Below are 16,019 nucleotides of genomic sequence, written 5' to 3'. Positions count from 1 at the left end.
CTGTCCCTGCCTGATAGCATAGTCAGCGAAATTTCAGCGAGCCTGCGCCCCGTTTTACCCTGAGTGATACGACGCACATATTGTTGTGTTTGTGTAATTATGAAATTCCGTTTCTGTACTTATTTCTTTACGCAAGGCAGGGTGGTAATTCATGAAAAGGCCTTTCGTATCATGGAGAATAGTGATAAGCGGCAGTGAATGCACCTGCTTTATGAAGGGATGATGACGAAGCGAGCAAAAAGAAACCATTTGTAAATCATGCCTGCATACCCACTACCTACCTCTTATTTTCTTTAAATTCACAAAAAATGAATTTTTATTCACTTGGTGGTGAGGTGAATCGGTTCAGATAGCGTATTTTTTCGTTTCGATTAAGTTAACGCTACCTCATTGTGGGTAAACATAACATTTGTGCAAAGTTACATTTTTGAAATGTTATTTCTGTATGTTTGTTAAAACATGCTGGGTTTACTGATTTCAATCAAAACCTGTATGGACAGAAGGTGAATACTTTGTTACTTTAGCGCTACGAACTATGAATTGGTAAGACCAATTGACTCCGGGCTAATGGCAGAGACAGGGAATATGGCCTACAGCAAGATCCGCCAACCAAAACTATCCGATGTGATAGAGCAGCAGCTGGAGTTTTTGATCCTTGAGGGGACGTTGCGCCCCGGTGAAAAGCTCCCGCCTGAACGCGAACTGGCAAAACAGTTCGACGTTTCCCGCCCCTCGCTGCGTGAGGCGATTCAACGCCTCGAAGCCAAGGGGTTGTTGCTTCGTCGCCAGGGAGGTGGAACGTTTGTACAAAGCCGCCTGTGGCAGAGCTTCAGCGACCCGCTGGTAGAGCTCCTGTCCGACCACCCTGAATCCCAATTTGATCTGCTGGAAACTCGGCACGCGCTTGAAGGCATTGCGGCTTATTACGCAGCGCTGCGCAGCAATGATGAAGACCGCGAACGTATTCGCGAGTTGCATCAGGCCATAGAGCGAGCCCAGCAGTCCGGCGACCTTGACGCCGAATCCGACGCCGTCGTCCAGTATCAAATTGCCGTCACCGAAGCGGCGCACAATGTGGTGTTGCTCCATTTGCTACGCTGCATGGAACCGATGCTGGCCCAAAACGTTCGCCAGAATTTTGAATTGTTGTATGCCCGCCGGGAGATGCTCCCGCAGGTCAGCAATCATCGCACTCGGATTTTCGAGGCGATAATCGCCGGGGAGCCGGAGCAGGCGCGTGAAGCCTCGCATCGTCACCTGGCGTTCATTGAGGAAATTTTGCTGGATCGCAGCCGTGAGCAGAGCCGTCGTGAACGCTCATTGCGCCGTTTACAGCAACGAAAAGATGAGAACTCCGGTTCTTAAGCGCCATTTTTAGAGCGCGGCAACTAAACGCAGAACCTGTCTTATTGCACTTTTAGTTGTTCAAAATAATTTTGGGTGTATCGCGGCGGCAAGCGCGCGAATCCCCGGGAGCATAGTGAACTATGTGACTGGGGTGAGGAAGCGAAGCCAACAAAGAGACAGCCAGAAGTATGAAGAACAAAGAGCGCAATGGGACAGGTTCCAGATTAATCAACGATTAGATAGATAAGGAATACCCCCCATGTCAGAACGTTTACCCAATGACGTGGATCCGATCGAAACTCGCGACTGGCTACAGGCGATCGAATCGGTCATCCGTGAAGAAGGTGTTGAGCGCGCTCAGTATCTGATTGACCAACTCCTTTCTGAAGCCCGCAAAGGCGGGGTGAAAGTGGCTGCTGGCACATCGACTGGCAGTTACGTAAACACTATTGCCGTTGAAGATGAACCGGAATACCCGGGAAATCTGGATCTGGAACGTCGTATTCGTTCTGCGATCCGCTGGAACGCTATTATGACCGTTCTGCGCGCATCGAAAAAAGATCTCGAACTGGGTGGCCACATGGCTTCCTTCCAGTCTTCCGCGACTTTCTACGAAGTGTGCTTCAACCACTTCTTCCGTGCACGCAACGAGCAGGATGGCGGCGATCTGGTTTACTTCCAGGGCCACATCTCTCCGGGCGTATACGCACGTGCATTCCTGGAAGGTCGTCTGACTGAAGAGCAGATGAACAACTTCCGTCAGGAAGTTCATGGCAAAGGCCTGTCTTCCTACCCGCACCCGAAACTGATGCCGACCTTCTGGCAGTTCCCGACCGTCTCCATGGGTCTGGGCCCAATCGGTGCAATCTACCAGGCTAAATTCCTGAAATATCTGGAACATCGTGGCCTGAAAGATACCTCCAAACAGACCGTTTATGCCTTCCTGGGCGATGGCGAGATGGATGAACCAGAATCCAAAGGTGCGATCACCATCGCTACCCGTGAAAAACTGGACAACCTGGTCTTCGTTATCAACTGTAACCTGCAGCGTCTTGACGGCCCGGTCACCGGTAACGGCAAGATCATCAATGAACTGGAAGGTATCTTCGCAGGTGCTGGCTGGAACGTTATCAAGGTTATCTGGGGCGGCCGTTGGGATGAACTGCTGCGTAAAGACACCAGCGGTAAACTGATCCAACTGATGAACGAAACCGTTGACGGCGACTACCAGACCTTTAAATCCAAAGACGGCGCTTACGTTCGTGAGCACTTCTTCGGTAAATATCCGGAAACCGCAGCGCTGGTTGCCGACTGGTCTGACGATCAGATTTGGGCTCTGAACCGCGGTGGTCACGATCCGAAGAAAGTTTTCGCTGCACTGAAAAAAGCGCAGGAAACTACCGGCAAAGCAACCGTCATCCTGGCCCATACCATCAAAGGTTACGGCATGGGTGATACCGCTGAAGGTAAAAACATCGCTCACCAGGTTAAGAAAATGAACATGGACGGCGTGCGTCACATTCGCGACCGTTTCAATGTGCCGGTAACCGATGAGCAGGTGGAAAACCTGTCTTACATTACCTTCCCGGAAGGTTCTGAAGAACATACCTATCTGCACGCACAGCGTCAGAAACTGCACGGTTACCTGCCGACTCGTCAGCCGAACTTCGATGAGAAGCTGGAACTGCCTCAGCTTGCTGATTTCGGTCCGCTGCTGGAAGAGCAGAACAAAGAAATTTCTACCACTATCGCGTTTGTTCGTGCTCTGAACGTGATGCTGAAGAACAAATCCATCAAAGACCGCCTCGTGCCGATCATCGCCGATGAAGCGCGTACCTTTGGTATGGAAGGTCTGTTCCGTCAGATTGGTATTTACAGCCCGAACGGTCAGCAGTACACCCCGCAGGACCGTGAGCAGGTTGCTTACTACAAAGAAGACGAGAAAGGTCAGATTCTGCAGGAAGGCATCAACGAACTGGGTGCTGGCGCATCCTGGCTGGCTGCTGCGACTTCTTACAGCACCAACAACCTGCCGATGATTCCGTTCTACATCTACTACTCCATGTTCGGGTTCCAGCGTATCGGTGACCTGTGCTGGCAGGCCGGCGACCAACAGGCTCGCGGCTTCCTGGTCGGTGGTACTTCCGGTCGTACGACGCTGAACGGCGAAGGTCTGCAGCACGAAGATGGCCATAGCCATATTCAGTCTCTGACTATCCCGAACTGTATCTCTTACGATCCGTCTTACGCGTACGAAGTTGCGGTCATCATGCATGATGGTCTGGAGCGTATGTACGGTGAGAAACAAGAGAACGTTTACTACTACATCACTACCCTGAACGAAAACTACCACATGCCGGCAATGCCGGAAGGTGCCGAGGAAGGTATCCGTAAAGGTATCTATAAACTCGAAACCATCGAAGGTAGCAAAGGTAAAGTTCAGTTGCTGGGTTCCGGTTCTATCCTGCGTCACGTGCGTGAGGCCGCTGAGATCCTGGCGAAAGACTACGGCGTAGGTTCTGACGTTTATAGCGTCACCTCCTTCACCGAACTGGCGCGTGATGGCCAGGATTGTGAGCGCTGGAACATGCTGCACCCGCTGGAAACTCCACGCGTTCCGTACATCGCCCAGGTGATGAACGACGCTCCGGCTGTGGCATCGACTGACTATATGAAACTGTTCGCCGAGCAGGTTCGTACTTATGTACCGGCTGATGATTACCGCGTACTGGGTACCGACGGCTTCGGTCGCTCTGACAGCCGTGAGAACCTGCGTCACCACTTCGAAGTTGATGCTTCCTACGTGGTAGTTGCAGCGCTGGGCGAACTGGCTAAACGTGGCGAAATCGATAAGAAAGTGGTTGCAGACGCAATTGCCAAATTCAATATCGATGCAGATAAAGTTAACCCGCGTCTGGCGTAAGAGGTAAAAGAATAATGGCTATCGAAATCAATGTACCGGACATCGGGGCTGATGAAGTTGAAATCACCGAGATCCTGGTCAAAGTGGGCGACAAAGTTGAAGCTGAACAGTCGCTGATCACCGTAGAAGGCGACAAAGCCTCTATGGAAGTTCCGTCTCCTCAGGCTGGCGTTGTTAAAGAGATCAAAGTCTCTGTTGGCGACAAAACCGAGACCGGCAAACTGATCATGATTTTCGATTCCGCCGATGGTGCAGCAGCCGCTGCACCTGCGCAGGAAGAGAAGAAAGAAGCGGCTCCGGCAGCAGCGCCAGCGGCAGCAGCGGCTAAAGACGTACACGTACCGGATATCGGCGGCGACGAAGTTGAAGTTACCGAGATCATGGTCAAAGTGGGCGACACCGTTGCGGCTGAGCAGTCATTGATCACCGTAGAAGGCGACAAAGCTTCTATGGAAGTCCCGGCACCGTTCGCAGGTACTGTGAAAGAGATCAAAATCAGCACTGGCGACAAGGTATCTACCGGCTCCCTGATTATGGTCTTCGAAGTGGCGGGTAGCGCACCTGCTGCTGCTCCGGCGAAAGCGGAAGCTGCTCCGGCAGCGGCTGCACCGGCGGCTTCCGGGTCTAAAGAAGTTAACGTACCGGATATCGGCGGCGACGAAGTTGAAGTCACTGAAGTGATGGTTAAAGTGGGCGATAAAATTGCCGCTGAGCAGTCACTGATCACCGTAGAAGGCGACAAAGCTTCGATGGAAGTTCCGGCACCGTTCGCGGGCACCGTGAAAGAGATCAAAATCAGCACTGGCGACAAAGTGTCTACCGGCTCCCTGATCATGGTCTTCGAAGTAGAAGGCGCTGCGCCTGCCGCAGCACCGGCTGCTGCACCGGCACCGACTGCTGCACCCGCTCAGGCCGCTAAACCTGCTGCTGCCCCTGCGGCAAAAGCGGAAGGCAAATCTGAGTTTGCTGAAAACGATGCTTACGTTCACGCAACTCCGCTGATTCGCCGCCTGGCGCGCGAATTTGGCGTTAACCTGGCGAAAGTGAAAGGTTCTGGTCGTAAAGGTCGCATCCTGCGCGAAGACGTTCAGGCTTACGTGAAAGAAGCGGTTAAACGCGCTGAGGCGGCACCGGCTGCTGCTACCGGCGGCGGTATCCCGGGCATGCTGCCATGGCCGAAAGTGGACTTCAGCAAGTTTGGTGAAATCGAAGAAGTGGAACTGGGTCGCATCCAGAAAATCTCAGGCGCTAACCTGAGCCGTAACTGGGTGATGATCCCGCACGTTACTCACTTCGACAAAACCGATATCACCGATCTGGAAGCGTTCCGTAAACAGCAGAACGCCGAAGCTGAGAAGCGTAAACTGGATGTGAAATTCACTCCAGTAGTCTTCATCATGAAAGCCGTTGCCGCTGCGCTTGAGCAGATGCCGCGCTTCAACAGCTCGCTGTCTGAAGATGCACAGCGCCTGACGCTGAAGAAATACATCAACATCGGTGTGGCGGTTGATACCCCGAATGGTCTGGTTGTTCCGGTCTTTAAAGACGTGAACAAGAAGAGCATTACCGAACTGTCTCGCGAACTGACCGTGATCTCCAAGAAAGCGCGTGATGGTAAGCTGACTGCTGGCGAAATGCAGGGCGGTTGCTTCACTATCTCCAGCATCGGCGGCCTGGGTACCACCCATTTCGCACCGATTGTGAACGCGCCGGAAGTGGCTATCCTCGGTGTGTCTAAATCCGCGATGGAACCGGTGTGGAATGGTAAAGAGTTTGTTCCGCGTCTGATGATGCCGATCTCTCTGTCCTTCGACCACCGCGTTATCGACGGTGCTGATGGTGCGCGCTTTATTACCATCATCAACAACACCCTGAGCGATATTCGCCGCCTGGTGATGTAAGCGAAAAGCCGGCCTGACGGCCGGCTTTTTTCTGGTAATCTCTTCTGCGTTTTGAAGTTACCAGCAATAAAGGACAAAATCGTTTGCCGTTTGTTGTTTCAAAATTGTTAACAATTTTGTAAAATACTTGCGGATAGAACGTCCCGGTGGACATGGGCGTAAAAACAATAGCGTCAGACCCGCCGGAAATAAATTACAGAGGTCATGATGAGTACTGAAATCAAAACTCAGGTCGTGGTACTTGGGGCAGGCCCCGCAGGTTATTCTGCTGCCTTCCGTTGCGCTGATTTAGGTCTGGAAACCGTAATCGTAGAACGTTACAACACCCTGGGCGGTGTTTGTCTGAACGTCGGCTGTATCCCTTCTAAAGCACTGCTGCACGTTGCGAAAGTTATCGAAGAAGCGAAAGCGCTGGCCGAACACGGCATCGTTTTTGGTGAGCCGAAAACTGACATCGATAAAATTCGTACCTGGAAAGAAAAAGTTATCACTCAACTGACCGGTGGTCTGGCTGGTATGGCCAAAGGCCGTAAAGTGAAAGTGGTTAACGGTCTGGGTAAATTTACTGGTGCTAACACCCTGGAAGTCGAAGGCGAAAACGGCAAAACCGTGATCAACTTTGACAACGCGATCATCGCGGCGGGTTCCCGTCCGATTGAACTGCCGTTCATTCCGCATGAAGACCCGCGCGTATGGGATTCCACCGACGCTCTGGAACTGAAAACTGTACCAAAACGCCTGCTGGTTATGGGTGGTGGTATTATCGGTCTGGAAATGGGTACCGTGTACCATGCGCTGGGTTCAGAGATTGACGTGGTTGAAATGTTCGACCAGGTGATCCCGGCTGCCGATAAAGACGTGGTAAAAGTCTTCACCAAACGCATTAGCAAGAAGTTCAACCTGATGCTGGAAACTAAAGTCACTGCCGTTGAAGCGAAAGAAGACGGTATCTACGTTTCCATGGAAGGCAAAAAAGCGCCGGCTGAAGCGCAGCGCTACGACGCCGTACTGGTGGCTATCGGTCGCGTGCCGAACGGTAAAAACCTCGATGCCGGCCAGGCAGGTGTTGAAGTTGACGAGCGTGGCTTTATCCGGGTTGACAAACAGCTGCGTACCAACGTGCCGCACATCTTTGCTATCGGCGATATCGTCGGCCAGCCGATGCTGGCGCACAAAGGTGTTCACGAAGGCCACGTTGCCGCCGAAGTTATCTCCGGCATGAAGCACTACTTCGACCCGAAAGTGATCCCGTCCATCGCCTACACTGAGCCAGAAGTTGCCTGGGTTGGTCTGACTGAGAAAGAAGCGAAAGAGAAAGGCATCAGCTACGAAACCGCCACCTTCCCGTGGGCTGCTTCTGGCCGTGCTATCGCTTCCGACTGCGCAGACGGTATGACCAAACTGATTTTCGACAAAGAATCTCACCGCGTTATCGGCGGGGCGATTGTCGGTACCAACGGCGGCGAGCTGCTGGGTGAAATCGGTCTGGCTATCGAAATGGGTTGCGACGCTGAAGACATCGCGCTGACCATCCATGCTCACCCGACTCTGCATGAGTCCGTTGGCCTGGCGGCAGAAGTCTTCGAAGGTAGCATCACCGACCTGCCGAACGCGAAAGCGAAGAAGAAATAATTTTCTGAACGGCTATGCTGGATGGCGGCGCAAGCGTCTCATCCGGCCTACAGAGCAGTAAGCCTGAAATAATCCACCCGCTATGCAGGTGGATTATTTCACAACCCAAAACAAACGAACCGACCCCAAAAACATGCCAGACCGTCGCCAGCCAGAGGCGTTCACCACAAGATGGGTTAATGGTCACCATCCACATCACAGACAAAGAAAGGGCCTAATGCTGATGTGAAAAGAATATCACCGGACGGCAGTCGGGTGAGTGACATCGTTCTTTCCACTTCGGTACTGATAAAAGACATATATTTATTAATCTCCTCATCATGAACATTGTCAGCCCCTGACTTCCTCACATCGGTAACCTTAAGCAAAAATTTTCCTGGTGAACCTTTTACCTGCGAGTAGCTGAATGTTACCGTCCGGTTCAGGATATGCATTTTTTCATTACTGTACGCTCTGCCATTAATCATATTAATGACGCTATCAGGTGCCTTTGATATTTTATTGACACTCAGGTAGGTAAACTCATCAGAGCCATAATGTTCTGCATGGTATATGACCGCACTACAGGTTAAATGCGACTTTTTCCAGACGACATACTGCAGGCTGCAGGTAAGTAAAATTAGCGTAAAGAACAGAGCGCAACAAATAATCTTCCATTTTCTTTCCATCGTTCCTCCCTGTTCACCATCGGTTGTACTGGTAATTAAAACAGGCGTTTGGTCCATCATCATTTTCTGTACATTTAGCCAGCATGACATTACCGGAAACACCATTTTCAGCACCACGGTTGATGCTCATATAAAAAGATGAGTTTTGCGAGCAGATAACATTATGCTGGCTGACGAGTTCATCAAACCTTTTGTTATATAGCTCTGCTCGTTCATTGGAAAGCAGATAGTGAAGAACGTATACGGGGCATCCCTTATAATGCTTTAGCAGGGTAGAGGTTTGCGGTGGATAGGTATAGCCTCTGATGATTGATGTGTATGTCACCGCCACAGAAATAATGCCTATAATTAAAAAAGTGCAGACGACCATAGGTATCTTGATGGTGCTTTTTCGGCCATTAATATGCTTAACGTCAGAAACCGGTTTAGTGGGCAGCGTGGCGCAAACACTCTTCAGTTCGATATCAATTTCATCAGATAGATAATAGCCCTGCCGGGGGATAGTAATGATAACTTCTGTATCCGGAATGTGTGCTTTAAATATCTTCCTTAAATTACTCAGATATTGCACTACCGTATGACCAGAGCCACTGTTAGCCGTTTCTTCCCATCCGTTTTCCAGCAGTTGCTCCTTGCTAACAATTTCCCCCTGATGCCTGACCAGCGTCATCAACAGGCGATTTGAAATAGGTGTCAGAGTCATCACTCTGTCATCTGGTTCATCCGATACCCTGATAACAGATGCTTCCGTGTCATAGATTATTTTTTTATTAATGATATAAATCATCGTCCCTCCAACTGACAACAGAAATGAAATATTGTAAATCACAATTATTTAACATTCACATCACTTATCACCACATTACGGTTTCCGTGCCTGCTTTGTAAATCTTTTACCTGATATGTATGGTTTTTTTAAAGAAGGTCACTGGAACATTATAGGGGTATCCCTCTTTATGAATCTATTCAATGCCTATAATTAAGCATATCCATCCATAATTATCCATAAATACACTATATAGTTTCAATATTTGAGAAGATGCCTACAATGGGCTCCGATTCAGAAAATTGCAGTGTGGTCGTTGTAACGCCCTCAGAATACCGAAAGAGAGAAATATGTATGTTCAGACTATTCAGTGATGACCAGTACCTGCACTTGGCCATATCGGCGCTGCCTCGGGCACTGGAAAATAATGCACATGTGCATCTAATGGATGTGGACAGAATTGGGGATCTCGGGGCCATCAGAACCTATCTGAGTTCTGTGCATGTGAATAAAAACGATCTGTTTATTACATTACGGAGAACCGGGCTGTTATCAAAGAAGTTAAGTCTGCATGGTGGTGTTTCTTTAAACCAGACGGTGGGTGGATTTTACGGTGAGATAATGAATGTAAAAAAACAGGTGACTTATATTGACTGGAACAGACAATTGGCCACTTTATTGATAAGGGCCAAAATACCTGCCCGGCAGAATTATATCATCGGTCTAATGGAAAAGGGTTGGGGGGTGGAACGTATATCCCGGCATCTCTGTATTTCTCGTAAAACGGTGTGTGCTCATCTTGCCAGAGCTAAAAAAATATATAGTGCCAGAACTCATGCCGGTCTGCTTCTGAATATTCGAATGATGAAGCATTAACTTCAGAATATCTTGCGCATTTAAAAAATATGACTTGACCATTATTGTGGTCACTGCGCCATTCCCTGCATCGTTGAGGATAATTGTACTGAATTCAGTAAGTGCATATCCATCAATAGGTAAATGGAACGTGGTGGCTATCGTGTTATCTGAATTGGCATCATTTTAGAAAATGATTTTTAAATATTTATGAATACCATGCGTTACGAATAGGAATTAATTTTTATTCGTAATGCATTCAGTCTGATTAATTCTGAATAAAGGATTAATTTAATGTTAATACTAAGGATGTATCAATGAAAAAGTTTTTTTCTGTTGCAATTATTCCGGCCCTGGTCATGGCATCCACTTGCGCTTTCGCGGTAAGAGAAGGTGAAACTAGCACGGTAACATTTAAAGGTTCTATTAAAGAAAATACCTGTGTACTGACCAAAGCTTCAGCAGCACAGGTGGTGATTCTGGGGGATGTGGAGTCCAGCGTTTTGGCCTCAGCAAATAGCGCGTCCCAGCCAACCAATTTCACTATCTCACTTGACGAGTGCGATTCGGCCAATGCCTCCATCACTTTCAGTGGCACCACCGCAACTGATGAGGTGCTGAGTATCACTGGCAAGGAGAGTGTCGCTTCAGGCGTGGGGATTCAGATCCTGAACAGCAGTACTTATCTCCCAGTGAAGGTGGACGGCTCAGCTCCCGCAGCGACTATGGAAGTGGGCGCTGATAAGGCAAATGAGTTCAACTTCGCGGCCCGTTATTTCGCTCTGGGCGACAACATTTCAGCTGGCGAAGCTAATGCCACTGCGCAGTTTACCGTGAAATATCAATAATTTCAGAGTCCTCTGTACTTCCGATGCAGGGGACTCTTTTTGTCTGGAGAGTACTATGTTTCTTCACTCATATCGTAAGCCACTGTCTGCCTTACTGTTATGTTCAGCCCTGATTTTACCTCACCTCGCGTCGGCGGGAGGCATTGTTCTGGGAGGGACCCGCGTGGTGTATCCGGTGGATGTTAAACAGGTCACCCTGTCTGCACGCAATTCTTCAAAAGAGGTCAGCTACCTCGTTCAGAGCTGGGTAGAGAATGCTCGTGGCGACAAATCCACAGATTTTATTATCACTCCGCCGCTGTATGTCAGTAATCCCGGGGACCAAAATATGCTGCGTGTAATGTTCAGCGGCCCCACCTTGCCACAGGATAGAGAAACCCTCTATTACTTCAACGCCAAGGCTATTCCATCAGTTGATAAGTCAAAACTGGAAGGCAAGAACATGCTGCTGCTGGCTGCCGTGACGCGTATCAAGATGTTTGTGCGCCCCAACGGACTCGACGCCCCGATTGATAAAGCGCCATCGATGCTGACGTTCAAACGCAGCGGGAACCAGGTGCAAATCAGCAATTCTTCTCCGTATCACGTGACGCTGGTTCAGGTTGCGCTGGATGGCCGCAAAGCGGCTGACACCATGGTGGCTCCGTTTAGCACGGAATCTCTGACAGCATCAGGAAGCCCCCGGACACTGACCTACAGCACCATCAATGACTACGGTGCCGTTTCTGCTCAGCAACGCCAGAGCCTGTAAGGCTCTGAAACGAATTTGTCTGTCTAACCTGTTCTGCCTCTGATTTTGATTATTATGAAAAAAAAGTCACCTTTAGCGATTACCCTGGCGAGTTTGTTTTTTCAGGCGGGTTTTACCGCTCATGCCTCTGAGCTCTATTTTCCTCCTGAATTTATGGGCGCAGATGCTGAAGCTGCCGCCGCCCTGCATATCTTTCAGTCAGCCGGCGCCCAGCGACCGGGTGAGTACCTGGTTGAAGTTTTTTTGAATGACAGAACACAAGGACAGCGCACGCTGACCTTTACCCCGCGCGAAATCCCGACGCAAGGGTATCGCAGCAGGGACAATACCGGGCTATCGGCATGTCTGACACGGGAGTTGATGGCATCTCTGGGCGTGAAAATCGATCTCTTTCCGGCGCTGGCTTCCCTCGCAGAAGACGAATGCGTGGCACCGGAAAAAGCGATCCAGGATGCCTGGGCTCGCTTCGATTTCACCAGAATGCAGTTGTTTATCAGTATTCCACAGGCCTCATTGCATCATCAGGCGCGTGGATATATTGAACCTTCGCTCTGGGATGAGGGGATTAATGCTGCGTTGCTGAATTATAACTTCAGCGGTGGAAATACCTTTGCCGGAAAATCTGACAGTAATAACTACTTCCTGAACCTGAACAGCGGGATAAATTTCGGGGGGTGGCGGCTGCGTGATTTCCGGACCTGGAGTTACTACAGCAATGAATACCAGACCCAGCAATCTCGGCAGCGTCTTAAAACATATGTTGAGCGTTCCGTTATTCCCCTGCGCAGTAATCTGGTGATAGGGGAGAGTTCGACCTCAAATCAGGTTTTTGACTCAACGGGATTTAAGGGCATCAGTTTGTCCACCAATGACAACATGTATCCGGATACCATGAGGGGGTTTGCCCCGGTGGTCCGCGGCGTGGCGGAAAGTAATGCGCAGGTGATGATTCGGCAGAATGGTTACAATATCTACCAGATGAACGTCTCTCCCGGGGCGTTTGAGATAACCGACCTCTACCCCATGTATAGCAGTGGGGATTTGGAAGTCAGCGTGAAAGAAGCCAGCGGCAACACGCACGTGTTTACCGTGCCTTACTCCTCCGTACCGATGCTACAGCGTGAAGGGCGGGTGACGTACAGCTTGACGGCCGGCCTATTTTCCGGCAGCAGTGACCGTTACGATGACCCCGCGTTCGGAGAAGCTACGCTGTTATGGGGATTGCCTCATAACGTAACGATCTATGGCGGCGTACAGTACTCTGATAACTATATGGCGGAGCAACTGGGGTTGGGCCTTAATATGGGCGCAATCGGGGCATTTTCTGCGGATGTGACGCATGCAGATAGCACACTTGCTGATGGTTCCCGCCATCAGGGACAGTCGGTCCGGTTTCTCTACGCACACTCCTTTAGTCCAACAGGAACAAACCTCCGTCTTACCGGGTATCGCTATTCTACTAAGGGCTTTCATACTCTTGATGAAACCGCGCTGAAAACTATGCGCGGTCGTTTATACGATCATGACGAATATGATGAGTACGGTAACCTGAACCAGGATACCTACTCTGATTACTACAACTTGTACAACACTAAACGAGCCAGGCTGGAAGCCAATATCTCGCAGAGTCTCGGCAGCATCGGCTCTCTGTACATCACCGGTGTTAAGCAGACTTACTGGAACTCTGGGGATTCCTCCACCTCTTTGCAGACCGGCTACAGCAGTGCTCTGGGGCCGCTCAGCTACTCCCTATCTTACAGCTATAACCAGCAGAAGAATGAAAGCAACCCATCATGGACTGACAAGACATTCAACCTGTCACTGTCGGTGCCGCTTGATCGGCTGTTTTCCTGGAAAAGCGATTCTCGCTCAGTCTATGCCACGTTTTATGGCAGTCGGGATAATCACGGCAACCTGAGTCAGCAGGCGGGGCTGAGCGGAACGGCTCTGGATGGCAATACCCTGAACTGGAATGTCTCTCAAGGCTACAGCCACAGCGGTAATGGCAACGGCAGCGGCGGTACCGGGAATGCCGGGATCAATCATCGTGGTGGCTATGGCGCCTCCTCGCTGGGGTACAGCTACAGCGAGGATTACCAGCGTGTGAACTACGGTCTGAGCGGGGCGCTAGTTGCACACCGTAATGGCCTGACGCAGGGGCAGCAGGTGGCGGACAGCGCGGTGCTGGTTGCCGCTCCGGGTGCCAGCGGCGTCAGCGTGAAGGGAGCAACTGGTGTCTCCACGGACTGGCGAGGTTATGCAATAAAGCCTTATGCCACTGCATATCGCGAAAACAGCGTATCTCTGGACACCAGTACGCTGGATGACAAAACCGATATCGACAGCGGAGTGGCGCGGGTGGTGCCAACCAAAGGGGCGATTGTTCGGGCCCGTTTTGATGTTCAGCGCGGCCATCGCGGCATCATGACCCTCACCCGTGACGGAAAACCGCTGCCTTTTGGCACCATGATTGCTGGTGAGAAGATCAGCGGCATTGTTGGTGATGGTGGTCAGGTGTATCTGTCCGGCCTTCAGGATAAAGGCACGCTGACGGCGAAGTGGGGCGACAAACACCATCAACAGTGCGCCATTACTTACCGGATCAGCGATCGGGAGCAGAACGCCGCTATTGCGTATATCAGCGCCATATGTCGCTAAGATGACCCCGGTGAAAAGGAAATAAAAATGATTAAAAATAATACGTTACGAAAACTTATGTATGGAATGGCGCTGGGGCTACCCTCTCTCAGTTTTCCTCTACAAGCTGCCAATATAACGTCAACCCAGTTTACCATCACTGGCGTTCTGGAGGCGAAAACCTGTTCGTTCACCGAGGCGACCCAGACAATTAACCTGCCGGATGTGAATACCCGAAGCCTGGCCACCAGTAATGGCATACATGGAAAAACGGAGTTTTCCCTGACGCTGAATTGTAGCGGCGGTGTTTCAGGGGTCAGCATCACGCCCTCCGGCACGGCTGTTGGGAGTGGTGATAGGACGCTGTTTATAAATACCGCTTCAGCCAGAAATGTGGGGTTGAGACTGCTGGATAACAGCGGAAAAGTACTGACACCCGATGGTCAGAGTAAGGTGACCTTTAGCTTCGATGAGTCGGGTGGTAAATACACATTTGCTGCGGGTTACGCCGGAACAGGGACCGGGCGCGTGAGCGGCGGTTCGTTTCAGACTGTGGTGACCTTTTCGTTGAGTTACAGTTGACGATTTTGCTCGAAGGAGATTGAAAATGAAAAAAATACTCGCATTAGCTTTACTCATCGTCAACAACACTGAGGCCACAACACTCCGATGTGAACAAAACATCGCACACTCATATGCGGATATGAATATTGGCTTACCAATTGCTACGAGTGGTGGTGCTAACATCATGTACGGTACTGTCATCGCAACAATCCAAAAAGGAAGCGCCTTCCTGAAATTCCCGCGCACAGCGTCCGCCACGTTAACCCTCCCAACCCTGGCGGAATCGTCTATTCTCGAAGCAAACTACCTACACTTTTGCCACCACTCTGGCGTAAGCAATCCCTATATTATAACGTGTGTGCAAGGTCCCCTTATCACCGGTTCCGCAAGGACAATTACGGCTACCTTCCCGATAACGAACTCAACGTCTGGGGTCATGACCGGCTACCTGGTTCTCTCCACAACACCGGGCATACCTATCATGGGAGTACACATTAACCGGCGACCAGCGTCATCCATACAGCCGGTTGTAACAACGAATGTCACCCTCCTGGACGCTTCCGGAAAATCACTCTCTGCGACGCAAGACTCCCACTTTTCCATTATCACGACGCCGAAGACCACGGATTCTATTACCATTCCCACGACGATAGACCTCGGAACATTGCAAGTGGGAGTCAACGTGGTGGACACGCCCGTCGTTACAGAAATCAATACTAATTCCCTCGGACTGAAATTCACGTCGACTACAACGGCTGGCGCGTCATTTTCGGTGAATGGCAAAATAGCCCAGGCCGGGACGGTGTATAAGCCGCCATTCAAGCTTGGGATGAATCTTGAACCCACAGCCAGACCCGGTACCTATACGTCCAAAGTAACCGCCACCTGGACATGTCCGTAAACCGCGATTCAAACCCTTCAGAAGCAGGCTCATCGCCGTAACTATGATTACGGATGAAAAGAATTAAACGGGGCTGGCTTACGAGCATCAGTAACAGATATGGGCGAAAGGGTTGCCTGGCGCATTCTTTTTGCCCGAAGGAGATTGAAAATGAAAAAAATACTCGTGTTGTCTTTACTATTGATCGGCACTAGCCAGGCGGGCACGATGGAATGTACTGTTCCCT

At 50.4% G+C, this 16,019-nt stretch carries 12 protein-coding genes; 10 read left to right on the top strand and 2 right to left on the bottom strand.

Annotated features, from left to right (window positions below; all coding sequences use genetic code 11):
- Window positions 1-585: 585 nt before the first annotated feature.
- The 4 genes from pdhR (at window position 586) to lpdA (ending at window position 7,803) form a co-directional block, all read left to right on the top strand.
- Entirely contained in the window at window positions 586-1,365 is a 780-nt protein-coding gene (pdhR, locus tag HV213_RS23835) for a pyruvate dehydrogenase complex transcriptional repressor PdhR (protein ID WP_004098632.1), read from the top strand.
- Window positions 1,366-1,606: 241 nt separating this feature from the next.
- Window positions 1,607-4,270, top strand: coding sequence for a pyruvate dehydrogenase (acetyl-transferring), homodimeric type (gene aceE, locus HV213_RS23830; protein WP_110272535.1), 2,664 nt, complete (start codon window positions 1,607-1,609; stop codon window positions 4,268-4,270).
- 14 nt (window positions 4,271-4,284) lie between these two features.
- Window positions 4,285-6,171 carry a pyruvate dehydrogenase complex dihydrolipoyllysine-residue acetyltransferase gene (aceF, locus tag HV213_RS23825; protein ID WP_181483566.1) on the top strand — a complete coding sequence of 629 codons (1,887 nt, stop codon included), beginning with the start codon at window positions 4,285-4,287 and terminating at the stop codon, window positions 6,169-6,171.
- 207 nt (window positions 6,172-6,378) lie between these two features.
- Entirely contained in the window at window positions 6,379-7,803 is a 1,425-nt protein-coding gene (gene lpdA / locus HV213_RS23820; RefSeq protein ID WP_110272779.1) for a dihydrolipoyl dehydrogenase, read from the top strand.
- Between the two features lie 176 nt (window positions 7,804-7,979).
- On the opposite strand, the gene HV213_RS23815 is transcribed toward lpdA, so the two are convergent.
- Window positions 7,980-8,471 (bottom strand): FidL-like protein, encoded by a 492-nt coding sequence (locus HV213_RS23815; protein WP_181483565.1) that lies wholly within the window; start codon window positions 8,469-8,471, stop codon window positions 7,980-7,982.
- Window positions 8,472-8,484: 13 nt separating this feature from the next.
- Window positions 8,485-9,258: a winged helix-turn-helix domain-containing protein gene (locus tag HV213_RS23810; protein WP_181483564.1), complete on the bottom strand. Its 774-nt coding sequence runs from the start codon at window positions 9,256-9,258 to the stop codon at window positions 8,485-8,487.
- A gap of 333 nt (window positions 9,259-9,591) precedes the next feature.
- Between HV213_RS23810 and HV213_RS23805 the strand changes: the two genes are divergently transcribed.
- The 6 genes from HV213_RS23805 to HV213_RS23780 all read left to right on the top strand — a co-directional run bounded on the left by HV213_RS23805 (window position 9,592) and on the right by HV213_RS23780 (window position 15,793).
- Window positions 9,592-10,113 carry a hypothetical protein gene (locus HV213_RS23805; protein ID WP_181483563.1) on the top strand — a complete coding sequence of 174 codons (522 nt, stop codon included), beginning with the start codon at window positions 9,592-9,594 and terminating at the stop codon, window positions 10,111-10,113.
- Between the two features lie 296 nt (window positions 10,114-10,409).
- Window positions 10,410-10,940 (top strand): fimbrial protein, encoded by a 531-nt coding sequence (locus HV213_RS23800; protein ID WP_181483562.1) that lies wholly within the window; start codon window positions 10,410-10,412, stop codon window positions 10,938-10,940.
- Window positions 10,941-10,995: 55 nt separating this feature from the next.
- Window positions 10,996-11,691: a fimbria/pilus periplasmic chaperone gene (locus HV213_RS23795; protein ID WP_181483561.1), complete on the top strand. Its 696-nt coding sequence runs from the start codon at window positions 10,996-10,998 to the stop codon at window positions 11,689-11,691.
- 54 nt (window positions 11,692-11,745) lie between these two features.
- Complete coding sequence (locus HV213_RS23790; protein ID WP_181483560.1) at window positions 11,746-14,349, top strand: fimbria/pilus outer membrane usher protein; 2,604 nt, start codon at window positions 11,746-11,748, stop codon at window positions 14,347-14,349.
- A 27-nt stretch (window positions 14,350-14,376) separates the two neighbouring features.
- A complete protein-coding gene (locus HV213_RS23785; protein ID WP_181483559.1) occupies window positions 14,377-14,910 on the top strand; it encodes a fimbrial protein in 534 nt (177 codons plus the stop codon).
- A 25-nt stretch (window positions 14,911-14,935) separates the two neighbouring features.
- Window positions 14,936-15,793 carry a hypothetical protein gene (locus tag HV213_RS23780; protein ID WP_181483558.1) on the top strand — a complete coding sequence of 286 codons (858 nt, stop codon included), beginning with the start codon at window positions 14,936-14,938 and terminating at the stop codon, window positions 15,791-15,793.
- The last annotated feature ends 226 nt before the right edge of the window (window positions 15,794-16,019 follow it).

Origin of the sequence: Klebsiella sp. RHBSTW-00484, assembly GCF_013705725.1 — a bacterium.
Classification (GTDB): domain Bacteria; phylum Pseudomonadota; class Gammaproteobacteria; order Enterobacterales; family Enterobacteriaceae; genus Klebsiella.
Note: the sequence above shows the minus strand (reverse complement) of the source record. Positions and strands in the feature narration are given on the sequence as shown.